The organism is Chroococcus sp. FPU101 (assembly GCF_017312365.1).
Classification (GTDB): domain Bacteria; phylum Cyanobacteriota; class Cyanobacteriia; order Cyanobacteriales; family Microcystaceae; genus Chroococcus.
Map to the genome: position 1 here is coordinate 83619 of NZ_BLJI01000011.1, position 26296 is coordinate 109914.

At 37.4% G+C, this 26296-nt stretch carries 21 protein-coding genes and 1 pseudogene; 11 read left to right on the plus strand and 11 right to left on the minus strand.

Going from position 1 to position 26296, the window contains the following annotated elements:
- Positions 1–57: 57 nt before the first annotated feature.
- Genes CFPU101_RS12125 through CFPU101_RS12135 form a run of 3 tightly spaced genes read right to left on the minus strand, consistent with a single transcriptional unit; the run spans position 58 to position 3117 of the window.
- Complete coding sequence (locus tag CFPU101_RS12125; RefSeq protein WP_206815600.1) at positions 58–948, minus strand: CoA-binding protein; 891 nt, start codon at positions 946–948, stop codon at positions 58–60.
- Between the two features lie 16 nt (positions 949–964).
- Positions 965–2194: an ATP-grasp domain-containing protein gene (locus CFPU101_RS12130; protein WP_206815601.1), complete on the minus strand. Its 1230-nt coding sequence runs from the start codon at positions 2192–2194 to the stop codon at positions 965–967.
- A 2-nt stretch (positions 2195–2196) separates the two neighbouring features.
- Positions 2197–3117: an SDR family oxidoreductase gene (locus CFPU101_RS12135; protein ID WP_206815602.1), complete on the minus strand. Its 921-nt coding sequence runs from the start codon at positions 3115–3117 to the stop codon at positions 2197–2199.
- On the opposite strand from CFPU101_RS12135, the gene CFPU101_RS12140 reads away from it, so the two are divergent.
- Positions 3116–4690, plus strand: coding sequence for a hypothetical protein (locus CFPU101_RS12140; RefSeq protein WP_206815603.1), 1575 nt, complete (start codon positions 3116–3118; stop codon positions 4688–4690). The genes CFPU101_RS12135 and CFPU101_RS12140 overlap by 2 nt on opposite strands.
- Positions 4691–4889: 199 nt before the next feature.
- Here CFPU101_RS12140 and CFPU101_RS12145 read toward each other — a convergent pair whose 3' ends face one another.
- Positions 4890–5678 carry a pentapeptide repeat-containing protein gene (locus CFPU101_RS12145; RefSeq protein WP_374191950.1) on the minus strand — a complete coding sequence of 263 codons (789 nt, stop codon included), beginning with the start codon at positions 5676–5678 and terminating at the stop codon, positions 4890–4892.
- A 223-nt stretch (positions 5679–5901) separates the two neighbouring features.
- On the opposite strand from CFPU101_RS12145, the gene CFPU101_RS12150 reads away from it, so the two are divergent.
- From CFPU101_RS12150 to CFPU101_RS26275, 3 genes are all read left to right on the plus strand, one after another.
- Positions 5902–9003, plus strand: a complete 3102-nt coding sequence (locus tag CFPU101_RS12150; RefSeq protein WP_206815604.1) for a DEAD/DEAH box helicase — start codon at positions 5902–5904, stop codon at positions 9001–9003.
- A 73-nt stretch (positions 9004–9076) separates the two neighbouring features.
- Complete coding sequence (locus CFPU101_RS12155) at positions 9077–9514, plus strand: protein kinase family protein (protein WP_206815605.1); 438 nt, start codon at positions 9077–9079, stop codon at positions 9512–9514.
- A complete protein-coding gene (locus CFPU101_RS26275; protein WP_206815652.1) occupies positions 9489–9572 on the plus strand; it encodes a pentapeptide repeat-containing protein in 84 nt (27 codons plus the stop codon). The genes CFPU101_RS12155 and CFPU101_RS26275 overlap by 26 nt, the downstream gene beginning before the upstream one ends.
- A 7-nt stretch (positions 9573–9579) precedes the next feature.
- On the opposite strand, the gene hisH is transcribed toward CFPU101_RS26275, so the two are convergent.
- On the minus strand, positions 9580–10215 hold the full coding sequence (hisH, locus tag CFPU101_RS12165) for an imidazole glycerol phosphate synthase subunit HisH (protein WP_206815606.1): 636 nt from the start codon (positions 10213–10215) through the stop codon (positions 9580–9582).
- A 77-nt stretch (positions 10216–10292) separates the two neighbouring features.
- Between hisH and CFPU101_RS12170 the strand changes: the two genes are divergently transcribed.
- Both CFPU101_RS12170 and CFPU101_RS12175 read left to right on the plus strand, forming a co-directional pair.
- Complete coding sequence (locus tag CFPU101_RS12170) at positions 10293–10808, plus strand: peptidase C15 (RefSeq protein ID WP_206815607.1); 516 nt, start codon at positions 10293–10295, stop codon at positions 10806–10808.
- 82 nt (positions 10809–10890) lie between these two features.
- Positions 10891–12447 carry a CPBP family intramembrane glutamic endopeptidase gene (locus tag CFPU101_RS12175; protein WP_206815608.1) on the plus strand — a complete coding sequence of 519 codons (1557 nt, stop codon included), beginning with the start codon at positions 10891–10893 and terminating at the stop codon, positions 12445–12447.
- Positions 12448–12461: 14 nt separating this feature from the next.
- Here the strand turns inward: CFPU101_RS12175 and CFPU101_RS12180 are convergent, their stop codons facing one another.
- Positions 12462–14432: an NACHT domain-containing NTPase gene (locus CFPU101_RS12180; protein WP_242577909.1), complete on the minus strand. Its 1971-nt coding sequence runs from the start codon at positions 14430–14432 to the stop codon at positions 12462–12464.
- 14 nt (positions 14433–14446) lie between these two features.
- On the minus strand, positions 14447–14779 hold the full coding sequence (locus CFPU101_RS25600; protein WP_242577911.1) for a hypothetical protein: 333 nt from the start codon (positions 14777–14779) through the stop codon (positions 14447–14449).
- A 463-nt stretch (positions 14780–15242) separates the two neighbouring features.
- Between CFPU101_RS25600 and CFPU101_RS12185 the strand changes: the two genes are divergently transcribed.
- Positions 15243–17978, plus strand: a complete 2736-nt coding sequence (locus tag CFPU101_RS12185; RefSeq protein WP_206815609.1) for a response regulator — start codon at positions 15243–15245, stop codon at positions 17976–17978.
- 21 nt (positions 17979–17999) lie between these two features.
- Positions 18000–18899 carry a response regulator gene (locus CFPU101_RS12190; RefSeq protein WP_206815610.1) on the plus strand — a complete coding sequence of 300 codons (900 nt, stop codon included), beginning with the start codon at positions 18000–18002 and terminating at the stop codon, positions 18897–18899.
- On the opposite strand, the gene CFPU101_RS12195 is transcribed toward CFPU101_RS12190, so the two are convergent.
- Together CFPU101_RS12195 and CFPU101_RS12200 are read right to left on the minus strand one after the other, a co-directional pair.
- Positions 18890–19087, minus strand: coding sequence for a hypothetical protein (locus tag CFPU101_RS12195; protein WP_206815611.1), 198 nt, complete (start codon positions 19085–19087; stop codon positions 18890–18892). The two genes, CFPU101_RS12190 and CFPU101_RS12195, sit on opposite strands and share 10 nt — an antisense overlap.
- Before the next feature lie 84 nt (positions 19088–19171).
- The gene (locus CFPU101_RS12200) at positions 19172–20167 is read right to left on the minus strand and encodes a glycosyltransferase family 2 protein (protein ID WP_206815612.1); all 996 of its coding nucleotides are present in this window, start codon (positions 20165–20167) and stop codon (positions 19172–19174) included.
- A 58-nt stretch (positions 20168–20225) separates the two neighbouring features.
- Between CFPU101_RS12200 and CFPU101_RS12205 the strand changes: the two genes are divergently transcribed.
- Complete coding sequence (locus tag CFPU101_RS12205; RefSeq protein ID WP_206815613.1) at positions 20226–21218, plus strand: glycosyltransferase family 2 protein; 993 nt, start codon at positions 20226–20228, stop codon at positions 21216–21218.
- Here CFPU101_RS12205 and CFPU101_RS12210 read toward each other — a convergent pair.
- Both CFPU101_RS12210 and CFPU101_RS12215 read right to left on the minus strand, forming a co-directional pair.
- Positions 21199–21561 (minus strand): annotated as a pseudogene (locus CFPU101_RS12210) (DUF29 domain-containing protein); the annotation flags it as partial. The gene CFPU101_RS12205 and the pseudogene CFPU101_RS12210 overlap by 20 nt on opposite strands.
- A 205-nt stretch (positions 21562–21766) precedes the next feature.
- Positions 21767–22765, minus strand: coding sequence for a phosphoribulokinase (locus CFPU101_RS12215; RefSeq protein WP_206815614.1), 999 nt, complete (start codon positions 22763–22765; stop codon positions 21767–21769).
- 450 nt (positions 22766–23215) lie between these two features.
- Here CFPU101_RS12215 and petH point away from each other — a divergent pair, with 450 nt between their 5' ends.
- Positions 23216–24418: a ferredoxin--NADP reductase gene (gene petH, locus CFPU101_RS12220; RefSeq protein WP_206815615.1), complete on the plus strand. Its 1203-nt coding sequence runs from the start codon at positions 23216–23218 to the stop codon at positions 24416–24418.
- A 587-nt stretch (positions 24419–25005) separates the two neighbouring features.
- A complete protein-coding gene (gene argJ / locus CFPU101_RS12225) occupies positions 25006–26247 on the plus strand; it encodes a bifunctional ornithine acetyltransferase/N-acetylglutamate synthase (RefSeq protein WP_206815616.1) in 1242 nt (413 codons plus the stop codon).
- The last annotated feature ends 49 nt before the right edge of the window (positions 26248–26296 follow it).

Consider the following 26296-nt stretch of genomic DNA (forward strand, 5'->3'; position numbering starts at 1 on the left):
CATCTAGGAATTTGGTTTCTTTCATTCAATTAAACAGAGGGTAGAAAGACCAAACCTCTACGACGACAACATCAATTTAATCCATTCTGGAATATCAGACACTCGATCTGCTATTTGCGCTTCTGCTTCTTGAAAGCGGAGTAAGGTTTGCTGTTCGGGACTTGGTTTAGTATCAGTATAAGATAACTGATTTGCCATAATACTCATTGCATCATCAAATTTTTTATCAATGGGTGTATACAGTCCCGCTAAATGAACAATCACGGGTTTTTCAATGGTTGAAGCGATGTATTCTGCTGCACTCATTTCCGCGCTTCCTTGGGGATGTCCGACTAAAACGATCGCATCGGTTTCCTCATCTTCTTCCAAAATTTGTAACCATTGTTCAAAACTAGAACCAATCATTGCATCTGTTCCTAGACTAACTGCAATTGATTGTCCTAAACCTGCTTGGGTTAAAGTGAGGGCAATTTCATCAGTAAGGCGATCGCTACGACTAACTAAACCGATACGCCCTGGAGTATAACAAAAAGGTTCACTAATGCCTAGCCAAACTTTAGAAGGAACCATTAAGCCCTGACTCCCCGAACCGAGGATAAAAGTATTGGTTTGTTGGGCTTTTTTGAGTAGTTTCACCATATCCAACGGAGGAACCCCGCGAGAAATGAGAATGAGTTGTTTAATATTTGCGGCAATAGCTTCGTAGGCTGCATCTAGGACTTGATAGGGACTGCCAAAAATGAGAGATGTTTCCACCTCGCCCACTTGTGCGATCGCTTCTTCTACTAAATCAAAAATTGGAATATCATCGATCATCTCTCCACCATTCCCAACACTTGTACCCGCTACAATGCTAGTACCATAGGCTTTCATGCGAGTTCCGTAAGATGACCCCATCTCCGTCGTCATGCCTTGAATTAATATTTTGCTCTCATGAGACCATTTCATAAATTTTGTTTTAATCCTATTTTTGAGTTAAATTAATGGCTTGTTTAACTGCATCTTCGGTTGAATTTTGCCAATGAACGCCCAATAAACTGAGTTTTTCTAGTTCTACCGTCTTATCTCCTTCGTAATTTAAACGTAGAATCAATTGAGGAGGTTGACGATGTAGTTTAATTTGATTAGATCGAGATATTCTTTCTTGAGTTAAGGCTGCAATGCTAGTTCCTCGAAGCATTCGATCATCACCTTGATTTTTAGGATTAGTTTTGCCCACCGAAGAAAATTGATCGATAATGCCTTGGGTTACTGCTTGTGTTAGTAAAGGACTTCCCAAAATATTAACGAGAATCACATTAATTTCTAGATAGTTAAAAAGTGTTTCTAAACCCGTTTTGAGTTGTTCGGCAATCGATAAATTGAGATGATATTCATCAAGAATTAGACAGCAAGAGGGCTTACCCTGTTCTTGAATCAGTAGATCCCAAGTATTTAGGGCTAAACCATAACTATTACAAATTACAGCAATATTACCCGGTCTGGGTTTAGAACAAAGCCAATTTAACAAAGGATCAGCTTTTAAGTTTTTCTCTGGAGAAGAAATTAATTGTAATAAATCTGGGTGACGACCGAGGGCATGATCATTAACTGTAATTTTGCCATCTAATGCCATGACTTGTCCTTCGGCATTAATTCCTAAAGGATTGATTTCCACAATGTTTAAGTCTTTGCTCTTAAACAAATCATACATTTTTTCTAGAATGACACTTACTGATTGTAATAATGAGCCTTTTAGACCCATCTTGACTGCTAATTTTCGGGCATGAAAGGGGGCAAACTGTTCATCAATAAAAACTTTATGGGTATTTTGTAAAAGCGTTTCGACATCCATTCCCCCTTTAATAGAACCGAGTAAGACGGGCTTTTGTAATTGATAGTCTAAAACAACAGCGAGAAAAAATTCTTCAATAGCACGATAACGGGCTTCTGCTAATAAAACTTCGGGATATTCGCCCCCAATAGGTAAACTAAAAATAGCATGAGCCGCAGCGATCGCATCAATAGTATTAGCTGCAAATCTGACTCCGCCTGCTTTGCCACGTCCTCCTGCACGAACTTGGGATTTTAAGACCACAGGATAAGGAATTTGTAAGCGTTTCAGTTGACTGGGATTTGCGATCGCTTGTGAGGGTAAAATAGGAATTCCTACTTGTTGAAATAATTCTTTAGCTTGATACTCCAATAATTCCATATTTAAAACGATTCCTTGTTGGTAGACATTTTCAAAGCTTTCTCAACCTGATCAATGCCATAAAAACGCCTCCAAAAGGCATCTGTAAACCAGGTTGGCATAATTTTAGTCATCATTGGAACAAAGATACTTGCCCCTGTTGCCGCATAATAACGAGGACGCGGACGCGGATCACTTAACGCTCTGACAATGACTTGCGCGACTCTCTCAGGTGTCCATCCTAATAATTGTAATTGTTGATCGATCGCTTCTATTTTGGCAAATGCAGGCTGATAAATCGATTTTTCGTGTTCGGGTGCGGTTTTTTGGACTTTTTCCCATGCTACTTGGAAAAATTCGGTAATTACTGGCCCTGGAATCACCACACTAACTTTAATATTAAATGCTTTTAATTCCATCCTCAGAACATCGCTCAAGGCTTCTAGAGCGAATTTAGAAGAACTGTACAGCCCCCCTGCTGGAAAAGCCATCCTCCCGCCTAATGAGCTAATATTGACGATTCTGCCGCCACCTTGATCACGCATCAAGGGGATCAGGCTTTGCGTTAAAATCAAAGGAGCAAAAAAATTAACGTCAAATTGTTCTTTTGCGGCCGTTAAAGGCATTAGTTCAATTGGCCCCATTTGTCCATAACCTGCGTTATTGACGACAGCATCAACTCTGCCCCATTTGTCCCACACTCCTCGACTTAAAGCTGCAACTTGTTCAGCATTCGTCATATCTGTGGTTATGACTAAAACCTCGGCACCGACTTGACGACATTTAGTGGCTATTTCTTCTAGTTTATGTTCTCGTCTGGCGGTTAGGGCAAGCCGTATTCCAGGATAGCGCGTGGCTAACATTAGTGCTAAAGCAGTTCCAATTCCTGCCGATGCACCAGTAATTAAAATGACTTGTTCTGATAGATGAGGAGTGTGGTTCATGTTAAAGTCTACTCATGATTCGTTTGATTTCAAAGATTTGGAACGCCATTTACAACAACGCTTACAGGTAGAATTTCCTGAGATCAATTCACTACAGGTTAATTGTTTTCTACGGGAAAAAACCTTAGTTATTTTGGTTCATGTACCTGAAGTTGTGACGCTCCCTACTAAAGATCTCCTCTTTCAGCTTAAACAAATTTTGTCTGAGGAGGATCAGATCTCATCTTATCCGATGGAGTTGTATCTAAAGGTTAACGAACGCTCTCAAGCTGAATTAATTAATCTTGATCAGCGATCGCACTGGTTAAAACCTTTATTGTTTGGTTTAGGCTTAATGCTATCGTTAGGGGGATTGTATGGGATGTCTCGTCCCTGTGTCTTAGACAGTTGTCCGAGTTTAACTCAAGCTGAAAACATTGCTCAAAATGCGATTAATTCGGTTAATTTAACAGCAACGCCACAAGATATCGAACAAGCACAACAAGAATTAGATAAATCCTTTAATATACTTGAAAATATTCCCGTTTGGTCAAAGTATCATCCTCCAGCGACGCAACTTTTAGAAACTTATCAGCAATATTCCCTCCATCTCGAAGATTTATCCAAAGCGTTAAATCATGCCACAAAAGCCATATCTTTAGCAAACCCTCCCCTTTCTCCTTCCCAATGGCAAACGGTTCGACTCGAATGGGAAAATGCTATTGCTTTTTTAAAAAAACTGCCTAGCAATAGTCCTTATTATTTTTATGCTCAAGTAAAACTCAGACAGTATCAAGAGAATTCAAAGCAGATCGAACAACAGATTCAAGCCAATGATCAAGCCAGTGATTATCTCAAAACCGCCCAAGAAACTGCAAAAATTGCTTTAGTCCGACAAAAAGCGGCTCAATCTTTAGCTGATTGGCAATTAGTCGAGAAGACATGGCAAACTGCTATTAAAAGTTTACAGGCTATTTCATCGGGTACAGTTGCGGCAAAAGAGGCTCAAAATTTAATTAATATCTATACTACTCAATTGGTAAACGCCACCGCCCGCAAAACGATTGAAGCCACCGCGACAGACTTATATCGTCAAGCAATTCAACAAGATCAACTCGCTCAAAAAGCAGCTAACATACAACAATGGACATCTGCGGTTACTGCTTGGCGCAATGCTATTACCTCTCTTAAACAAATTCAGATCAATACGTTTCAATATAATCTGGCTCAACCTCTGCTATCATCCTATGCTGTTTCTCTCCAGCAAGCCGAAACGAATTTAAAAGAAGCCACACAACTTCAACATTTACGTCAAGATCTAGAAACAATTTGTAAAAAACCGCAAAAAATTTGTGATTATCAAATCAGTCAAGCTCAGATTAAAGTTAATTTAACTGAATCTTATGTCAAACAGGTTTGGTATACAGCTTCCCAAGCCAAAGCACAAACCAGTGTACCCACTCAAGTCAGTTTACTCAATCATATTTCTAAATTAGAAAAAAGCTTACAAACGATTAGTAATGAAGCTCTTAAAAGGGTTGAGGTTTATAACCCTGAACAAAATATCATTGCTATTTATGAACCTATTCGTTAATATTTTTGAGAACAAATTGCGATCGTATTCGTTTAAATTATGCTCTTTTAATAAATCGTAGGGATTTGAGACAATAAACAGTAAAACAGTTAAATCAACCTCATACTGATTACTAATTACTGGTTACTGATAACTGTAAAAGGTTGGGTTACCAAATCCCTACATCATTTTTGATCTGAATCTAGAGTTCCAAAACCCATTACAGAGCAAAAAAGGCGAATTGTGCCAACTGAATCAAGATACCGCCAACCGACTGCACTATCTGATCCATTCTGCTGACTCCTTCATCGGGTTTTAATGCCTCTCGCATCGCCACCATTCCTTGTAAAAAGTCATCCGACGCTTTTAACCCTGGTGCGTTTTGCTGTTCTTCAAATAATAACGCCGCCATTTGAGCATCCCTTTCGGCTTGTGACTCATTACCCATGCGATAGTAGGAAATACCACGGGCTAAAAATGCAGGTGCATAATCTTGATTAATTGTCAAAGCTTTATTATAATTCTCAACAGCAACACGATGATTTCCTGATTTGGCTTCCAAAAGTCCCCAGGCATAAAAGCTATCGGGTGTTCCTGCACTAATGGGAATTCCTGTAGCCCCGCGAAAATAGGAAGTACTGATGTTAACTCCTGTTAAATTTGCATTGACGAGATAAGTATTTCTTAAATCTGTACCATTAAATACCGCACCCGTGAAGTTAGCCCCACTTAAATTCGCCCCGTGTAAAGATGCGCCATTGAGGTTAGCCCCACTCAAATTCGCCCCACTTAAATTCGCTTGACTCAAGTTAGCCCCACTCAAATTCGCCCCACTGAGATCTGCCCCCGCGAGGTTTGCCATCACTAAACCCGAACCACTTAAGTCACATTTTGGACATTGTTTAGTAGAAAGAAGTTGATTCAAATGTTCTAGATTTTCTGCTTGTGCTGCCATTCCTAAACTAAAGGGCATCAAAATTGCAAGAGAGGTGATTAAGATTAGCTTCATAATTTAGACTTATATTGCTACCGTTACTGAACCTTGAGAAAAAGGAAAAGGTCAACTACAATACAGGATAGTTACTCAATTCCCTATTAGTTGGGGATGAATGCTATTGCTGCTCAATTGCCCAATCAACAGCTTTCTTCAGGTTTCTATTAGAAGAGTACCCAAAAGTTTTAGCGATTTATTCATTTAGAGCCGAAAGTCATTAAGGATTTTATTACACAGAATGTCTACTCTACACGGTAGTTGGATTGAAAATCATTCTTTTTTCATTTGGGGAGAAATCTGGCGCACTGTAGACACAGAAACGCTTAAGATTGAATCTAACCCTGAGCATCCTTTTAATTTAACAACACCAGAATTGCTATCATTTTTACAATTACAATCATTCGATGTCCAAAAGTTAGGAAGCGAAAAAATTGTTAATGTTACTTTACCAAGTTATAAACCGTCTCGAAAAAAATATACTCTACCCTTATTATCGAGTCAGTTAGGGGAAGAAGCATTTAGTAAAACTGCTTTTGTTCTACAACCTTGGCAAGTTGTTGGAAGAGTATTAAATCCATCAGAAACCGTTGATTTTTTGGCTAAAGTTCCATTAGGAGAAATTCCATATTTAGGGGATGATTTACGGTTTTGGAGTCATGTCTATCGATGGATTTTAGATTTATTAGCCAGAGGAAAATATTTACCCGGTGGTTTAACTCAAACCGAAGAAAATCTAAGCAGTTCTTGGTATCCTTTATTAGATAGTACAATTGCTCAGGCTCGTTTAGCTAAATTGACTTCACGGATGCCATCGAGTTGTCTAGCCTATTCTTTAGAACAATTACAGGATGCTCAAGAAATTCTCTTAAGTTTTTTAAGGAATATTTTAGATGCTAAAATCCGTAAAAATATAGAAATTCCGTCCCAATTGCCAAAAAACTTAGAAGTTTTACCTTGGCTACAATCACTGACTCAAAATTCCGCACAAATTCAAGTTCCAGAAAATTATATTAAAAGATTAAATCATGCTCTAGATAACTGGACTTTACCCATTCAAGATTATTTAGTAACACCCGATAATCAACAGTTAGGACAAAATCAGTTTAGAGTTTGTTTTGTACTAGAACCCCCCCCACCTGAGATTATTAACTATGGGGATGCTAACTGGAAGTTAAATTATTATTTACAAGCTTTAGATAAGTCCGAGTTTCTCCTAGATTCTAATTTAATTTGGCAAAATAACAGCGATACTTTTAACTTTAGCGGTAGAGAGGTGAACCAACCGCAAGAAACCTTACTTAAAGGGTTGGGTTTAGCATCACGTCTTTATGAACCTATTGCAAAAAGCTTATTAGAAAGTCAACCGACTAAATGCGAAGTTGATCCGATTCAAGTTTATCAATTTATTAAATCAATTGCTTGGCAACTACAAGATAATGGCTTAGGTGTTATCTTACCACCAGGATTAGCTTTAGGAAATAGCGAACAACGTCTAGGGATTAAAATCGAAGCCGAAGTTACTCCCAAAAAAGGCGAACGTTTAAGCTTAAAAAGTTTATTGAATTATAACTTAAAAGTCATGGCGGGTGATGAAGTGATTTCTCGTCAAGATTTGGAAAAATTACTGCAACAACGTTCACCAATTGTTAAAGTTGATGAGCAATGGTTAATGTTACAGCCAACAGATGTTAAAGCGGCACAAGAAATTTTAAATCAAACCTACGAAACGATTAATTTATCAGTAGAAGATGCTTTGCGCATGAGTATGGGTGATAGTAATGTGATTGCTAAATTACCCGTCGTTAATTTTGAAGCATCAGGAGTTTTAAAAAGTTTAATTAACAATTTAATGGATAATCAATCGATTGAACCGATTGAAAAACCAGCAGGTTTTAAAGGAGAATTGCGACCCTATCAAGCTAGAGGTGTAGGTTGGCTGGCGTTTCTTGAAAAATGGGGTTTGGGGGCGTGTCTAGCGGACGACATGGGATTAGGTAAAACGCCTCAGCTAATCGGATTTTTACTCAATTTAAAAGCTGAGGAAATGTTAGTTAAACCGACTTTAGTTGTTTGTCCAACTTCTGTAGTCAATAACTGGGAAAGGGAAGTACATAAATTTGCGCCAACACTTTCAACGATTATTCATCAAGGAAATCAACGCAAAAAAGGAAAAGCTTTTGCTAGAGAAATTCAAGACAAAACTTTAGTCATTACCAGCTATCCTTTAGTTTATCGTGATGCTGAAACATTAGCCCAAGTTGAATGGCAAGGAATTGTTTTAGATGAAGCACAAAATATAAAAAATCCGCAAGCTAAACAAGCACAAGCAGTACGCAATATAAAAGCCGATTTTAAGATTGCTTTAACAGGAACTCCCGTCGAAAATCGTTTAGCTGAACTTTGGTCAATTTTAGATTTTTTAAATCCAGGTTTTTTAGGAAATCAATCCTTTTTTCAGCGTCGGTTTGCTATTCCGATTGAAAAATATGGCGATCGCGAATCACTTAAAACATTACGATCGCTGGTACGTCCTTTTATTTTACGTCGTCTCAAAACCGATCAAGAAATTATTCAAGATTTACCCGAAAAACAGGAAATGAATGTCTTTTGTGGGTTATCTGAAGAACAAGCGAACTTATATCAAACCCTTGTGGATCGCTCCTTATTAGAAATAGAAGAAAAATCGGGAATCCAACGACGAGGTTTAATTCTAAGTCTTCTCGTAAAACTCAAACAAATTTGTAATCATCCGTCGCACTTTTTAAAAGAAGATCACGTAAATTCAGCCCAAAGATCGGGGAAACTTTTACGTCTAGTAGAGATGTTAGAAGAATTATTAACAGAAGGCGATCGCGCTCTTATTTTTACTCAGTTTTCGGAATGGGGCAAACTGATGCAAGCTTATTTATCTCAAACATTAGGTAGAGAAGTTCTCTTTTTATACGGACAAATTCCCCAGAAACAACGACAAGAAATGATTGATCGCTTTCAAAATGATCCCAACGGGCCACCCTTATTTATCCTATCATTAAAAGCAGGTGGAACTGGTTTAAACTTAACCCGTGCTAATCATGTTTTTCATATTGATCGTTGGTGGAATCCTGCGGTAGAAAATCAAGCAACAGATCGAGCGTTTCGCATTGGACAAAAACGTAATGTTCAGGTACACAAATTTGTCTGTACTGGTACACTAGAAGAAAAAATAAATGACATGATTGAAAGCAAAAAACAGTTAGCCGAACAAACAGTTGATGCGGGTGAAAATTGGCTCACTGAATTAGATACCGATCAACTGCGAAACCTTTTATTACTCGATCGTAATGCAGTGATTGATGAATAAAACTTAATCTATAATTTTTTGAGTTCTGATAGATACCCTAAGAAAAGAGGAGGGATCGCGCTCTTAAAACTCGATGAATCAATATCCTGATTGTTTTCACCATCATTATCAGATACAAAAAATTTTAGGCAAAAACAAAGCAGGTTGTAGAGTAACTTATCTTGCTCATCATCGTTTGACTCAGCAATTTGTAGTGATTAAACATTACCAGTTTACTCAACCTGAAACCAGTTGGAGTAATTATCAAACTTATCAAATCAAAATTAAAGTTTTACGCTCTTTCTATTGCGAAAATATTCCTCGCTATCTTGATTCATTTGAAGTAGATCAGGGTTTTTGTTTAGTACAAGAATATATCAACGCACCCTCTTTAGCTCAAGTTCCTGCTTTAACCCCCCAAGAAGTGAAAATAATTGCTTCTTCACTGTTAGAGGTGTTAGTCGATCCACAAAAACATATCCCCCCATCGTTCAATAAAACAATGATTGTCAGCGAATCTACAAGATGTTAACTTACAAGATGCTGATTTGAGTGGTGCAACGATGCCAGATGGTACACAAAAACCCTAATTACTTACTAGACAGCGACTTTTTCTCGAATCTGACTAACAAAATTAGACAGAATTTTTAAACCACTAGCGGCTGATTTTTCGGGGTGAAATTGTACAGCCACTATATTATCACGTGCGATCGCTGCGGTTACCGTTTGTGATCCGTGTGTCACCATTGCTGCATTCACACTCGGATCACTCGGTTCAACATAGTACGAGTGTACGAAATAAACATAGGGATTATGGGGTAACTCTTGCCACAAGGGTAATGAGGGTTGAGTCATGTTAAGTTGATTCCAACCCATATGAGGAATCGTTACATTCGGTTCAGAACGAAAACGGCGTACCATGCCTGATATAATTCCTAAACCCGCTTCTGTGCCTTCTTCTGAACCATCAAAAAGAATTTGTAAACCCAGACAAATCCCTAAAAAAGGTTTACCACTTGCGATCGCATCTTGAATCGGTTTTTCGAGATGACGCGCTCTAATTTGTTGTATCGCAGGATCAAAAGAACCAACGCCAGGTAAAATTACTGCATCAGCTAAAGCTATTTCTCGTGGGGAGTCTGTAATTTTGGGTGTGCCACCTGCTTGTTGAATTCCTTTACAAGCAGAATGTAAATTTCCCATATCATAATCTATGACAGCAATAATCGACATTGAAAGCAGTTGGTATAATAAAAGCTTACTCTTATTGTACTTAAAATTTGCCCAAGAATTTTTTTAATTCGCTTAAAATGAGTACAAAAATTCTTTTAACCTCTTTTGATACTTGGCTATCCCATCAATTATCTAACGCTTCTGATGATCTGTTGATTCAACTACAAAAAAAAACTTTATTGGAGCAAAATTGGCATTTTGTACGACAGTTACCCGTCGAGATTCCGAGAGCCAGCGAAAGAGTTATTAAAGCAATTGAACAACTTAATCCAGAATTGATTATTTGTTGTGGCATGGCAGAACGTCGCTACCATCTTACGCTAGAATCAAATGCAAGAGGCAATAATCAAAAAATTTTTACGACTGTCAATTTATCGCAATTAGTGAATCAACTCTCTTATACCAGTATTAGTCATGATGCGGGACAATTTGTTTGTGAGGGTTTATATTACCAAGTTTTAAGCCATTTACAAAATACGTCTTCAACACGTCAAGTTTTATTTATTCATGTTCCCATTTTTACCTCCACAAACTTTTCTAAAATTATGCTGGATGTTCGACAAATTATTGATAATGATTTTTCTAAAGTCTGATAAAAAACTTAATCTAAAATAGATAACTTTCTTTTTTATAAAAAGCTTAGTATGATAAAAAGAGAGTTCTATTCATCTATACATGACCATTAAAAAAATACTGATTGTTATCGTCACCATTATTTCACTATTCCCCGTCATATTAGCTTTAGTGAGTAGTGTCAATCAGCCTCAAGTACAATCTAATTTACAACTTTATCAAACTAACTTAATTTTACAAGCAGCCGAATTATCCGAAGGTACAGGAGATTTAGGTTCAGCCCAAAATGTTTTATTAGGAGCGAATCCTTACGCTACAGCAAAAAGTCAATATCAAGAAGTCAAAAATCTCACTCAAGAAAATATTAAAATTTCGAGCAACTCACTTAAAACAGATAGAAGCGATCATCTACTAAATAAAACTAAATTAAATGTAAATTCAGAGCAACAGGAACTCGAAAAACAAATCAATCAGGACAAAGTTTTCTTAAAAAAAGTTGATGTTAGCTTGGGAATAATTGAAGCTAAACAAGGAAATACAGTAGAAGCAATTAACATTTGGGATAATCTCATTAAAACATCAGATAATAAAACGATTAAATCTAATATTATCGAAACAGCTACAGTTTTAAAAGCATTATGGAATCAACCCCTGCAAGTGTTAGACAATAGCGAGACAGTAATTCAAACGAATCTAAAAGGATGGTTTCGCAATCAAGCTTTAAAACAACTTTATCAAATCGAAAATCGCAAAACTGAGTTATTAAGTTTACAAAATCAAGATGCACAAATCGCCAATCAAGCAATAATTAAACTTGCTTTAGTCGGAGGAATACCGATTATTAGTGGTTTATTAGGAATTGGTATTCTGGTAATACTTATTACTCAGCGATTTCTGCAAGGAAAATCAGCAATCTTAGCAGTTAATAATGATTTAGCTTGGGAAACACCTTGGGATTGGGAGGTGATTTGGAGCGTTTTAATTGCTGGTTTTTTCTTAATTGGACAAATTATTTTACCCGTTGCTTTTGGAATTATTGGAAGTTCATTTAAATTAAGTGTTGCTAGTTTAGATTTACGTTACAAAGCTGTTTATGTGCTAATTAGCTATTTAACAATGGCAATTACGGGTATTCTCGTTTTATATTTTTCGATTAAACCTTTTTTCCCTTTACCCAAAAATTGGTTTAAACTGAATGTGTTCAGTAATTGGATTTTATGGGGTTTAGGGGGGTATTTTGTCGCTTTTCCATTAGTCGTTATTATCTCTTTAGTTAATCAACAAATTTGGCATGGTTTAGGAGGTAGTAACCCATTATTATTATTAGCCTTAGAATCACAAGATAAAATCGCTCTGATTATCTTTTTCATCACCGCATCTGTAGCAGCACCTTTCTTTGAAGAAGTCATTTTTAGAGGCTTTTTGCTGCCTTCTTTAACTCGATATTTACCTGTATGGGGTGCAATTGTAGTCAGTAGCTTAATTTTTGCTTTAGCACATCTTAATTTATCTGAAGTGCTACCTCTAGCTACATTAGGTATCGTTCTTGGATTTGTCTATACTCGCTCTAAAAATTTATTATCTTCGATGCTTTTACACAGTCTATGGAATAGTGGAACATTAATCAGCTTATTTATCTTAGGTAGTGGTAATTCTTAGAAGAAAAATAATAATTATTGAGTTGGCGAAGGCAACAATAAAGAATCTTCGATTAATTCACGAACATCATTAGTCATTTGACAATCACTTTGAAGACACTCTACTAAAAACTGATTTGCTCGATAATATTGTTGCCATTGTTGTTGTTGAGAAGTAGATAAGTTTAAATCATAGCCAAGCTGACGATATTGCCACAAAAAATTGCGTAATTTTTCGACCCATTCTTGTCCATTGTTTTGTAGCCAAACTTGAATTTCTTTTTTATTTTCTAAATTAGGAAGTTCACTTTTTAAACTTTGTAGTGCTTGATTAAAAATAGGATCTAAAACAAATTTTTTTTCAATATCTAAAGAAAAATAAAAGTTTAAAAACTTTTTCATATTTAACTCCGAGCTTTTGAGAAGAGTTAAACTATCGGTTAAAGCACGAACTAAAGTTAAATCTAAATTAATAGCTTCTGGTAGATTATCTAAACTTGCAAACCTCACATCTAATGAGACAGCTAAATTGTAATCACGATTCTGAAATAAAGTAAAATAAAAAGCTCGTACCGCAGAAGCACGATAAGGAGTTTGGAGCAATTTCACTTTTTCTGCAATAATGGTTAAAAATTCTTGTAAAGTCTTGTCTTGTTCTACTAAAACATCTATTTGTCGTCGCATTTCTTGCAGCATAAAATCAGCATTAGATAGCATACTGACGGTGAGTAAAATTACTTCTCGCCAACGAAGCTCATGAGTATGAGATACTAAATTCGATAGCTCTTGCTGTAAAATATGAGGCGCATGATTAGCTACAATTTTTCTAGCCGTTAGATATTCTTGAAAAGTTAAATGAGAAAATGAATAAATATCTTTAGCTCTTTCTACTAATAATCCATGCTGAAATTCAATTGCTTTTAAAACTGCTTCACTATTAAGCCATAGCGTTTCAGAATCACTTTTAACATTTGGTAAAGTTTTTAAGTAGTCTTCAATTAAATATAAAATATCGCTACTTTCAAAGAAATAATTATTTTGTTCAAAAGTAGTAGCGGCAATCTGACTAAGTAACTTAATTTTGTCAGCTAAAGAAAGATAACGATAAATCTGATCTCGTTGAATTCCTCTTGCTTGATCCCATTTTTTTAAAAGAATATCTAAACCCGCTTGATAAAGTTTAGCTCTTTTAGTCGGAAAACTAGCTTTTTCTTTAAATACTGAACAAATTAAATTCAGTAAAATAGGAGTAACGCCTAAATCTCGAATCGGTTGATTATTCGCTTTTTCTAACTGCTCAATAAACTGTTCTGCTTTGATTAATCCTTCTGCTTTATTTGTTGCAGTAGCCACAAACCATTTTTGAGAAAACTCTTTAATTTGTTCTGCATTAAAATCAGAAATTTCTACATAATTAAATCCTTGAAAATGATATTTTTGAATGCCACTTCTACTGGTTAAAAAAATGACATTCTTATAATAACTTTTGGCAAACTGACTAATTTCTTTAAAAATAAACTCGTTTTCAGAATCGCTCAATTCATCAAAACCATCAAGTAACAATAAAAATTTTCCCTGTTCAATTAAAATCATTATTTGTTCTTGGCTTAAAGTATAACGATGACCAAGCTGGACTAAATACTTAACTAAACTCCATTCTTGTCCCTCAGCTATGTCTAGATCAAGGCTTCTCAATTGAATAAAAATCGGAACTAATTCAGCTTTATAGAGTTCTTGAATACATTGTAAAGCTAAGTATTGTAAAAAAGTTGTTTTCCCTGCTCCTGGCTTACCCAAAATGATCATTTTATCGTGTTGACTAATCATTTCTATACAGGGGAGCGATTCTTGATTATTTGAAGCTAAATTAGGACGAAAAAAAGCCGATTGAATATCTTGTAAATCGGAGATTTCTAACCATCTTTGATTACTGGGTTGAGGTAAGATATTAATCAGTACATAAATTTGCTCTAAAAGCGGTTGAGTTAAATCAAAAGCCGATTGCAATATATTACATTGAGCTAGAATTTGCTCTTTGAGTTGAGAGCGTAAAACTTGACCAAACTTTCAAGACCAGCATTCGCATTTACAGTTTCTTTAGCCAACATCAGTAAAGCTAAACGCTGTTCGTCTGGTAAATCCGCTATTTCTTCCCAGTTGAGATCAAGTTTAAAACAAATTTCTTTATATAAGTAACGTTCAATCGGACGACCCGTAAAAAACTTCCAAATAGATTGACGGCTCGATAAATTGACTTCTGAGGCTAAATCTTCTTGAGTCCAGCCTTTATTGTCAAATGCCTCCTTAGCCTTAATAATACCGAGTGGCGTAGATTTGAGAGAGCGTTTAGCCATAAGTTGTATTTACCTAAACGTTGTGCTTGAGTGAAATTGAATCAAGAATCAATAGTTGACGATTCAATTGTAATTTTAAATTATTTTTAATCCAAGACCTAAAACACAGTTTAGGTGTGCGCTAAATCATAGCTTTAAAATACGTTTTGACTCAAACTCTATATTAAGTTAGTTTACAAGCCACTAACAATCTACTAGCGTCTCGCCTAAAAGATTGTTGAAGTTCTTGTCTGGATTTTTTAGAAAAGGCACGAAAAATATAGTAAAATTGCTTTGCTTCATTTGGGTAAGTAATTTAAAATCTTCTAAGGCTAAGATTTGTTTAATCAAAATTTATCACCTGTCAAGGCAATGTATACATAATTAGGTTTAATATGATACTACTCACTCAAAGTATTAAGTAAAATTAGCTTTTCTTTTGTAAAGCTAGGAGGACACATCCCCTAACCCGCACGCCAAAAATATGAAGAATAAGAAAACTAAACTATATCAACTGAGCAGTAATCTGGCCTTTCGCTACTTAGGACTGACCAGTATTTTATTAGTAGGAAGCCAAATTGTCCTTGGAACGATACAAGCAGGCTGGGATTATACACAAAGAATTACTAATTTAGAACAAAGAGTAGAAGAAGTCGGGAATTTCTTGAGTGCCATCACCCAAGAATCAGATTTAAAATTCGAGGATTTGGCTTATACTCGGCTCTTGCGACAAACGAGTGCTGACGCTAATTTGGTTTATACGATCGTCATTGACAATCAAGGTAAAGTATTAAGTAGTTTTCTAAACCCTGGGTATTTTAACATTACATTTCAAGACCAAGATTATCAAAATCTAGATGTACTTGGCATCGTCAACGCTCTAAAAATGAATCGCAAAATCCGCGAATTCCGTAGACCCATCATCAATACTCAACGATATATCGGCGAAATTCGTCTAGGTTATTCGGTTGAACCTAGAAAAAGAGAAATTTTTAACGAAATGCAAATCATCATTTTCAAATCTCTTTTGGTTAGCACGAGTTTAGGCATTATTTTATTTATTATTTTCTACCGTGAAATTTATGCCCCCTTACAAAATTTGGCTCAATGGACGTATAAAACCAGTAAATCTTATCTAACTCAACCGATTTTAGAAGATGAATATAATCCTTTTGGTCAATTAGAATCTAATTTACAATCGGTAGTGACGCAACTTTCCCTTCAACAACAGCAAATCAATCAATCTGTTAATGCACTCCCATCAAGCAATTTCCAAGAACAAGCCGAAAACTTAGCTAGAAGTCGCTTTTTAGCCATGATTGGTCATGAATTACGAACTCCTCTTAATGCTGTGACAGGTATGACGGGTTTACTCATTGATACTAAACTAAATAGCCAACAAAGAGAATTTGTCAGCATTATTCGTAGCAGTAGCGAAAACCTGTTGACCATGATTAATAATATTCTCGACTTTGCCAAAATTGAAGCCAGTAAATTAGAACTAGAAGAACAACCCTTTGAATTAGGTCTTTGTATAGAAGAGGCTTTGCGTTTATTTGTTCCTCAAGCCTCAGAAAAAAAATTAGAACTCGCTTATCTAATTGAACCGCAAACTCCAACCGCGATCGTTGGTGATGTCACCCGTTTACGCCAAATTCTGGTCAATTTATTAAGTAATGCCGTCAAATTCACTGAATCTGGTGAAGTCGTGGTTTATGTCAACGCCACCGCTAAACTAAATCCAGAAAATTTAGAGAATGACTCCGAATTGTATGAAATTCGTTTTGCTGTTAAAGATACAGGAATTGGCATACCCACAAATCGCATGGATCGTTTATTTCAATCCTTTAGCCAGATTGACGCATCTACCTCTCGTAAATATGGCGGAACGGGATTAGGATTAGCCATTAGTAAACGTCTTACCGAAATGATGGGCGGTAAAATGTGGGTTCATAGCGTTGAAGGGAAAGGCTCAACTTTCTACTGTACAGTCATTGCTAAAGCCGCGCCCAGTTCTTCTCCTGCTAATTCTCAGAACGCCGAAGAAACTTTAGGAGGTAAACGATTATTAATTATTGATGACAATCTTACCAATCAGAAAATTTTGACCCTACAAGCTCAATCTTGGGGAATGTTTACCTGTGCCGTAGAATCGGGCTATCGCGCTTTAGAATGGCTAGAACGCGGTGTCAGCTTTGATGTAGCGATACTCGACATGAATATGCCTCAAATGAATGGCTTAACCTTGGCGCAAGAAATTCGGCAAAAAGCCAATTATCAAGATCTTCCGATCGTTATGCTCAGTTCTCTCGGGAAACCCGAATCTAAACAAGTCGAAAAACTTAAATTTTCCGCAATTTTAACCAAACCCATCCAACAAGCACAGCTTTTTGAAGTTTTAGTACGGATTTTGACAGAAAGACCGATTAAAATCACGCAATCTGTAGGAAATCAAAAACGTTTGAGTTTAGGAGAAAGCCACCCGCTACGCATTTTAGTCGCCGAAGATGTCACCGTTAATCAAGAAGTGATCCGATTACAATTAGAAAAATTAGGCTATTTAGCGGATGTAGTGAGTAATGGATTAGAAGTCTTACAAGCCTTGTATCGTCAAACCTATGATGTGATTTTGATGGATGTTAGAATGCCCGAAATGGATGGCTTAACTACAACTGCTCGTCTTCAGCAAGACTATCAAGCCGAAAATCGTCCCAAAATTATCGCTATGACTGCTGACGCGATGCAAGGCGATCGAGAAAAATGTTTAGAAGTAGGTATGGATGATTATTTGGCGAAACCTGTCCGTTTAGAAGATTTACGCCGTATTTTAAGTCAAATCCCCCGCCTAACTGCCGAAAAATCGCTTTTAGATCAAAAAATCCTTGATTCTCTACAAGCAATGGCAGGTAAACGCGCTCCAAAACTGTTGAGTGAGTTGATCAATCACTATATCGAAGATTCTGCTTTACGTCTAGAAGTTATCGCTACTTCAATTCGCCAAAATGATTCTGCTACTCTTTGGCAAGCGATTCACGCCCTTCGCTCGTCTAGTCTACAATTAGGGGCAATATCTTTCGCCTCTTTATGTCAGGAAATTGAAACAATTGCACGTTCAGAAAACCTCATTGGAGTTAACGAAAAATTTTTAGTTTTAGAAACTGAGTATAATCAAGTCTGCAAGGCTCTTAAGCTACAACTAGCGAAGATTCAATCTATCTGAAGACTTAGTTAATCTCAACTCATGAAAACGAAAGACACGGCGACTGATATTCCCTTAATTCTAATTGTCGATGACGATCGCGCAACACGCACACTTTTAAGAGTCGCGATGGAGGAAGAGGGGTATCGTGTGATTGAAGCAAAAGATGGTCAACAATGTCTGATTGAATATCATCGCTATCATCCGAATATGATCTTACTAGATGCCGTCATGCCCGAAATGGATGGGTTTACTTGTTGCGAGGAACTGCGAAAAAATGACAACGGCGAACAAATACCCATTCTGATGATTACTGCACTTGATGATCAAGATTCTATTGCTCAAGCCTTTACCGCAGGGGCTGTTGACTATATCACAAAACCGATTCACTGGGCAGTATTAGCACAACGAGTTAAACGTCTTTTAGCAACCAATCAAGCTTTGCAACAACTCGAAAGTCTACAGGATAGATTACAAAAACAAGAGCAGTGGACACAACTTTTTGAGCAAATTACCCAATCTTTTCAATTATCCGATCTCTCTTTAGAAACAATTCTGACCCAAACTCGCAACATTGCTCAAGCGGATCGTGTAATTTTCTATTCCTTCAATGGAACAACCCGACTCGAAGTGACAAAAAAAGATATTCTCTCGACACAAGAATTATCGCTGCCTAATCTCGGACTAAACAAGTACGAGTCACCCGAAACCCTTCTGGCGATCGCTGATTTGTTAGCCTGTCATCTTCCAGAAAAAGCAATCACTTCTCTCGTACAATTACAAACACGCGCCATTTTACGAATACCTCTATTCTCTCAAGCTTCCGTCTGGGGTTTACTCTGTATTCATCATTGTCACACCCCCTATCATTGGCAAGATTGGGAAATTGTTCAATTTAGAATACTCGCCAATTTATTGACGAATATCATTAGTTACTCTTGAATCTTAGTGGATTGGTCATCTATCATCGTTTGGTTAGGTAAGGAGGGAATTTTACTATAATTTGAAGCAAGCGATAAAAAGGCACCTGCTAAAACATAAATCGGTAAAGGTAAGATAAATCCTTTTGCCCATTCATAAAATTGCACTAAAGTAAACAAGATTAAACAAGTAACAAGCCAAACTCTCATATATTCCTTTTTTAATCAAGCAATTTTCTTTACATTTTAAACGTTTGTCATCAAAATAACGAAAGCATTGGGTCAGGAAGAAATTTAAGCTCTATACTCAATTAAACCTGATTTCCTTGCAATTAAACGACCTAAATAGAATTTAAGTTGACCATAAACTTGAGGAAATTTACTAAGAACACAAAATAAACCATAGAAAAAAGCATCTTGGTGATTTAATCCTTCTTTTTTCTTCCCTCGATAAATTCGATAAATCAATAAAAGATAAATCCCGAACAAGGTTAAAGCCCAACCGTGAGTAGACATCGCCAATAACAAAACAAATAGCGGAAAAATCAGCCCCCAAAATCCGATACTTAGGTTTTCTCTAACCCAATGATACTCAGGCGGTTTCCCGTGTAACCATGCACCCTCAGCATAAGCATAACCCCCTCTAATGCTCCGTGTCCACCACTGACGAAAATGGAGCATTTGCGCGTCATGATAAGCCATTTCCTCCTTAATACGCCAGATTGTCCAACCTGAGTAACGTAATCTTACACAGAGTTCAGGTTCTTCACCTGCGATCAATTCTGGGTTAAACCCTCCGACTTGTTGTAAAGCAACAACACGCATCATGATAATTCCACCACAAGTTTTCATTTCACCTATGGGAGTATTCCACTCGAGATCGCACAAACGATTATAGAGAGAATATTCGGGAAAACGTTCCCGCAACCGTCCACAAACAATCGCAGCATCAGGACGTAATTTAAGTTCTTGTTGGGCTGCTTCTAGCCATCCTGAAACGATTTCGCAGTCTCCATCCACAAATTGAACATATTCAACATTGGGATTAACCTGAAGTAGACGTGTCACACCCGCATTTCTAGCCCGCGCTGCCGTAAAAGGAATTGAGAGATCCAGTTCAACCACATGAGCAGATAAAGATTTAGCCATTTCGACACTATCATCCGTTGAACCCGAATCGACATAAATAATGTTGGTTGCTTTGTCTAAAACCGATACTAGACAACGGCGAAGTCGTTCACCTTCATTGCGTCCAATAACAACGATACCAATTTCTGTTTCTTGCATCATATGATTTACTCTCAGAACTTTTAGTATTAATATTGTTCTGTGTTTTGTCTATCTTTATATGTTGCCCCAAAATTCTTTAGATCCGACTTCTTCAATATTAATTATTATCGTCAACTATCGCACGCCTCAACTGACGATCGACTGTTTAAACTCTCTAGTTCAAGAAATCCAGTCTTTACCCGAAACACAAGTAATTGTCGTTGATAATGATAGTGGCGATCGCTCAGTAGAACAAATTCAAGAAGCGATTTCTACTCAAAATTGGAGCAATTGGGTGTCGGTGATTGCCTCAAATCATAATGGTGGTTTTGCTTTTGGGAATAATTTGGCAATTCGCCCGATTCTTAAATCTAGTTCACCTCCTGTTTATTTTCTCTTGCTTAATCCAGATACGATCGTACTTTCGGGTGCTATCAAAAGTTTAGTTGATTTTATGAATCAGCATCCACAAGTAGGGATTGCAGGAAGTCGCTTAGAATCCCCTGATGGGGAGGTTCAACATTCCGCGTTCCGTTTCCATAGCATTTGGAGCGAATTAGATCGAGGATTACAGCTTGGTGTTGTGACTAAATTATTATCTAAATGGGTTGTTGCGCCCGCCATTCCGACATCTCAGTGTCAAATTGATTGGGTATCGGGTGCTAGTTTTTTAGTTCGTCGAGAAGTGTTTGAATCAGTAGGTTTGATGGATGAAGAGTATTTTATGTATTATGAAGAGGTCGATTTTTGTTTACAAGCAAAACGCATGGGGTGGAGTTGTTGGTATGTTCCCGAAAGTCGAGTCATTCATCTAGTTGGACAAAGTTCAGGCGTTGATCAACCCAATACCATACCGAAGCGTCTTCCCCAATATTGGTTTAATTCTAGACGACGTTATTTTATTAAAAATCATGGTTGGTGGTATGCTATTGTAGCTGATTTTCTCTGGTTAGTTGGTTTTATCAGTTGGAAAATTCGTAGTGTATTGCAAAAGAAATCGATTCATCATCCACCCCATTTACTCCAAGATTTCTGGAAAAATAGCGTATTTGTCACTCGTTTAACTCACTAGGTTCACCAGGATAAAAGTAATTATCAAAAATTTCGGCTAAATTGTAAGAACATTCAAGGGGAAATATTATTAAAGGTAGGTTTGTTTCTCCCATTGCTAAATCTTTAGCATTTTCATAAGCTTCTTTGACCGCTTCATCTAAATACGGTTTAAGACTAGGATTATCTTCAAGTAATCGTACTATATCCCGACGTTGTACACGAATCATTGCTAACCAACTCCGACTCCGATATTGTGGTTGATATTCCCATTTCAACAAATGAGCGAGTAAGATCCTTGGTCTATTTCGCAGTTCTTGAGGTTGCTGCTTTCCCAAAGCTTCGATTTCCTCAATAAGATTTGTTAAATATAGTTGACTTCATTGATAAGTACGGAGTAAAAAAACTTGCTTTTGTGTCCAAGCATAAAAATCTGTTTCGTAAAGATTTGATTTAGTTTGCGGTGTGTACATCAAAAGCCTCGATGCAAGATTTACTTTAATTCTATTTAATAAAAAAATAAGGGTTTGGCAACCAAACCCCTACAAATCTGTAAATTATAGCTAATTACTAAACATTAGCTGTTTCTTTAATCGGTGCGATCAATTTTTCGTAGGTTTCTCTCATCTTTAGGCCGACTAAAACTTGGAATAAGCCAGTACCATTATTAGAACCGGGGTAATCCTTATGTTTGAGCAATAATTCCGTCATTTCTCCATAGTATTTAGTTCCAATTTTGCTCAGATGGCTTTCGATATAAATCATTTCTTCAAGATTATCGAATTGACCATCAAGTTCAAGCAGTGAAACTTCATTACCCAAGAAATTATCAGGGCCATAATATAACTTAATACCAGGAAAAGCACAAGTTAGCTTACGTCCACAAGGCCGCCAATCAATGGTAGATCCTTCGTCAAACAGATAAGCGGGTTCAAAATTTTCCACACCATCTTTTTGAACTAAGCGTACTCGTAAAATTTTGCTTTCATTATCTTCAATCAATTTTGTGGGTAAGACTTGAAGAACAACGTCAGCATATTGTTTTTGTGGCTCAATATAAGCCGTAAAGTCAGGTTTTCTAGAATTAATCGCAGCGATGACATCATCATAAGTATGTCCTCTTTCTGCCATATCTCTTTGAATTTTCCAGTTAATTTTGACTTCTTCAGAAATATCTAGATAAACACTAAAATCTATTAAAGAACGAACACGCTCATCATATAAAGGATGTAAACCTTCAATCACGATAACCTTGTTAGGCTCGATTCTTTCTGGAGGGTCGAGCAACCCTGTTTCATGATTATAAATTGGTTTCATAATCGATTGACCTTCTTTTAGAGCTTTGATTTGCTCTGCCATTAGGTCAAAGTTATTTGCTCTAGGATCGAGCGCTGTAACTTTTTGTTCTTTTCTTTGATAACGATCGAGACAATGATAGTCATCTAGACAGATAACTGTCATAAACTCAGATCCAAATAAATCTGTTAATCGACGTAAAAAAGTTGATTTACCGCAACCGGAATCACCGGCGACACCAATAAGAACCACGCGGTCTTGCTGAGTGGTCATAGCTTCCCTCTAATGCCAAACTGATTGTTAACCCTTACGATTTAAGCACACCGATTTCCAAGCTTTTTAGGTCATCTATCTTCATTAAGATTTTAGATTGTTCTGGTGGAATATTGACTTAAGCTTAGTGTAAATGAGTATAAAACACGCTCACACTACCTGTAAATCATACCAGAAGCCCATATCCCTTACAAGCTTAAGACTCAGTTGAGATAATCTTTGGTTTGTTACTATGCTAAGGTTTTATGCGTCTTTTAGTAAAGAAAAAATAAAACTGATGCAATTTTAACAGTTTTTGTCGAAAAAATTTTTTACCTTGGAAAGGACATAGCAATCAAGAATGACGGTTTTTCAATCGAATTCCTTCCCGACTGCCCCGTACCAGATCTACCAATGGTAGGCTAAACTTATGTGGCAATAATTTTGACTGTCGTTGGGAGTTATTAAAATATGTACAGTACTGGTGCAGCAGAAAACCGTCTATTTGTCTATGAAGTGGTGGGGCTAAGTCAGAATGGGGAAAACGATTCAACAAGCCCAATTCGTCGAAGTGGTAGCGTATTCTTTACTGTTCCTTATCGTCGAATGAATCAGGAAATGCGTCGCATTATCCGAATGGGGGGTCAAATCGTCAGTATCAAACCTTTAAATGGTGATGCTCCTTCACAAGAGACAGCTACATCATCGCCTGCCAAACCCTTGTCAACTTCTGCACAACCGCAAAGTACGGAAAAAACAAACGGTAAAGTTATGACACAAGCGAAAGCCAAAAATACGGATATTCCAGTAAATATCTACCGTCCCAATAAACCTTTTATTGGCAAATGTATTGAAAACTATTCTTTAGTTGCAGAGGGTGGACTCGGTATTGTTCAACACCTCACTTTTGACCTTTCTGGTGGAGATCTGCACTATATAGAAGGACAAAGTATCGGCATTGTTCCACCAGGAACCGATGCCAACGGCAAACCGCAAAAGCTTAGATTATATTCTATTGCTTCGACTCGTCATGGTGATAAACTTGATGATCAAACCGTTTCACTGTGCGTCCGTCAGCTAGAATACAAGCATCCCGAATCTGGGGAAACCGTCTACGGTGTTTGTTCGACTTTTCTCTGTAATTTAGAAGTTGGTGGCGATGTCGCTATCACAGGGCCTGTCGGTAAAGAAATGTTACTGCCGCCTGATGAAGATGCAACCATCATCATGTTAGCAACAGGAACTGGAATTGCCCCCTTCCGTGCTTATTTGTGGCGGATGTTTAAAGAACAACACGAAGATTATAAGTTTAAAGGCTTGGCTTGGCTGATTTTCGGAATTCCTTATACCGCTAATATTCTCTACAAAGAAGATTTGGAACAAATAGAGGCTGAATATCCAGACAATTTCCGTCTCACCTATGCTATCAGTCGTGAACAACAAAATGCTGAAGGTGGACGGATGTATATTCAACACCGCGTCGCCGAACACGCACAAGAGTTATGGGATATGATGCAAAGTCCTAAAACCCATACCTATATGTGTGGACTCAAAGGCATGGAAGACGGTATCGAAGAAGCATTAGGCGAGATCGCTAAAAGCAATGGCATTGAATGGTCTGATTTCGTCAAACAGATGAAAAAAGAACATCGGTGGCACGTTGAAACTTACTAACGTTTCTGTTTTAGCCAAATAACTAAAGAGCGTCCCCTGGGGCGTTCTTTAATTTTCAGGCAAATTAAATCACAAAGGAAAAAAGAGTGATTTATATTTTTTTACGCTTGAGGGTTGAAATATTTTAAATCAAGACAGTGGTTTTTAATTTAAAGTTTTTTCTTCCTGAAATGATGACTATTTCGCAATTATTGCAATTAATCCATGTTAATTCTAGATAAGTACATTTGTTATTAGTAAACCGATTTATCAATTTTAGTCAAATAGATGATGAATCGCTCTTGAAAACTAATGCTATATTTATGGTAGTAGATGCACCCTGATAATAGAGGAGAGTTAACAACATAGCTCTCCCTTTTTTTTGTCAACACTTCATGATATTAGACCGACCATTTTTCTTGATTCTTGACATTACTTTAACTTCTCCCATCAAAAAAGTATTCCTTTTGGAATCTAGCTCACTACTTTACACCTTGAAAATTTAAAAAATGACTCTAAAAATTAAGCTCTCATTTGAAAAAAAACACTCATTTTCCTCTGACTGATATAATTAGCATCATCTTTCAAAGCATTCATAGGGAAAAAAGATGACAGATTGGCAAGTGATCGAAGGTAGTGTCACAGCACCTAAAGGATTCAAAGCCGCAGGAATTACAGCAGGTTTAAAACCCTCTGGTTTACCCGATTTAGCATTAATTGTCTCAGAAACAGACGCGATCGCCGCAGGTGTCTTTACAACGAGTCAAGTTCGCGCCGCTTGTGTCGATTATTGTCGGTCTAGTCTCCACAAAAAAGCCAGTGCCAGAGCGATTTTATGTAATGCAGGTCAAGCCAACGCAGCCACTGGAGAACAAGGCAGGCTCGATGCTTTAAGAAGCGCACAAATCCTAGCCCAAGAACTGAAGATCAATCGCGATGCCATCCTTCTCGCTTCGACAGGAGTCATCGGGCAACGGATTAAGATGGATATCCTAGAAAAAGGGATTCCGTCTCTAGTCGCCGCTTTATCGGAAACTGGGGGGGAAGCAGCAGCACGCTCTATTGTAACAACTGATCTAGTTCCCAAATTGATCGCTCTAGAAACAATGATCGATGGTCGTCCAGTACGAATTGGTGGCATTGCTAAAGGTTCAGGGATGATTCATCCCAATATGGCGACGATGCTTTCTTTTGTCACGTGTGATGCGATGGTTTCTACTTCACTTTGGCAAAAGATGTTAACTCGTGCGGCCAATGCTAGTTTTAATCAAATTACCGTAGATGGCGATACTAGCACCAATGATAGTTTAATTGCTCTGGCGAATGGTCAATCTCGAACCGCCACTATTACTGAAATGAATAAAGATGGGCAAAAATTAGAAGCGATGCTGACTGAAGTGTGTCAGTATTTAGCCAAAGCGATCGCCAGAGATGGTGAAGGTGCAACTTGTTTAGTAGAAGTACAAGTCACAGGGGCGGCCGATGATGAAGATGCCCGTAAAATTGCTAAAACGATCGTTGGTTCATCTTTAGTGAAATCTGCCATTTTTGGACGCGATCCCAACTGGGGAAGAATTGCGGGGGCGGCTGGACGTGCGGGCGTAACGTTCCATCAAGAAGACCTCATGATTAAATTGGGTGATTTTCTGATGATGGAAAATGGCCAGCCTCTTCCTTTTGATCGGGCCGCCGCGAGTCATTATCTTAAACAAGCTGCCGCAGGTGCTTATCTAAAAGATGATACGGTACTGATTTCGGTTTGTGTTGGTAATGGTTCTGGAACAGGGGTCGCTTGGGGTTGTGATTTGAGTTATGACTATGTAAAGATCAACGCTGAGTATACGACTTAGATTTTGTCTGTATTAAAAGTTACAAAAAAAAATAACCCCTCAGAAAAAG

Coding starts and splice junctions, on each gene's coding strand:
- CFPU101_RS12185 (WP_206815609.1), top strand. CDS start 15,243: ATGAAGAATAAGAAAACTAAACTATATCAACTGAGCAGTAATCTGGCC.
- CFPU101_RS12150 (WP_206815604.1), top strand. CDS start 5,902: ATGTCTACTCTACACGGTAGTTGGATTGAAAATCATTCTTTTTTCATT.
- CFPU101_RS12145 (WP_374191950.1), bottom strand. CDS start 5,678: ATGAAGCTAATCTTAATCACCTCTCTTGCAATTTTGATGCCCTTTAGT.
- CFPU101_RS12195 (WP_206815611.1), bottom strand. CDS start 19,087: ATGAGAGTTTGGCTTGTTACTTGTTTAATCTTGTTTACTTTAGTGCAA.
- CFPU101_RS25600 (WP_242577911.1), bottom strand. CDS start 14,779: ATGGCTAAACGCTCTCTCAAATCTACGCCACTCGGTATTATTAAGGCT.
- CFPU101_RS12130 (WP_206815601.1), bottom strand. CDS start 2,194: ATGGAATTATTGGAGTATCAAGCTAAAGAATTATTTCAACAAGTAGGA.
- CFPU101_RS12200 (WP_206815612.1), bottom strand. CDS start 20,167: ATGATGCAAGAAACAGAAATTGGTATCGTTGTTATTGGACGCAATGAA.
- CFPU101_RS12125 (WP_206815600.1), bottom strand. CDS start 948: ATGAAATGGTCTCATGAGAGCAAAATATTAATTCAAGGCATGACGACG.
- argJ (WP_206815616.1), top strand. CDS start 25,006: ATGACAGATTGGCAAGTGATCGAAGGTAGTGTCACAGCACCTAAAGGA.
- CFPU101_RS12205 (WP_206815613.1), top strand. CDS start 20,226: ATGTTGCCCCAAAATTCTTTAGATCCGACTTCTTCAATATTAATTATT.
- CFPU101_RS12135 (WP_206815602.1), bottom strand. CDS start 3,117: ATGAACCACACTCCTCATCTATCAGAACAAGTCATTTTAATTACTGGT.
- CFPU101_RS12155 (WP_206815605.1), top strand. CDS start 9,077: ATGAATCAATATCCTGATTGTTTTCACCATCATTATCAGATACAAAAA.
- CFPU101_RS12175 (WP_206815608.1), top strand. CDS start 10,891: ATGACCATTAAAAAAATACTGATTGTTATCGTCACCATTATTTCACTA.
- petH (WP_206815615.1), top strand. CDS start 23,216: ATGTACAGTACTGGTGCAGCAGAAAACCGTCTATTTGTCTATGAAGTG.
- CFPU101_RS12190 (WP_206815610.1), top strand. CDS start 18,000: ATGAAAACGAAAGACACGGCGACTGATATTCCCTTAATTCTAATTGTC.
- CFPU101_RS12140 (WP_206815603.1), top strand. CDS start 3,116: ATGTTAAAGTCTACTCATGATTCGTTTGATTTCAAAGATTTGGAACGC.
- CFPU101_RS12215 (WP_206815614.1), bottom strand. CDS start 22,765: ATGACCACTCAGCAAGACCGCGTGGTTCTTATTGGTGTCGCCGGTGAT.
- CFPU101_RS12170 (WP_206815607.1), top strand. CDS start 10,293: ATGAGTACAAAAATTCTTTTAACCTCTTTTGATACTTGGCTATCCCAT.
- hisH (WP_206815606.1), bottom strand. CDS start 10,215: ATGTCGATTATTGCTGTCATAGATTATGATATGGGAAATTTACATTCT.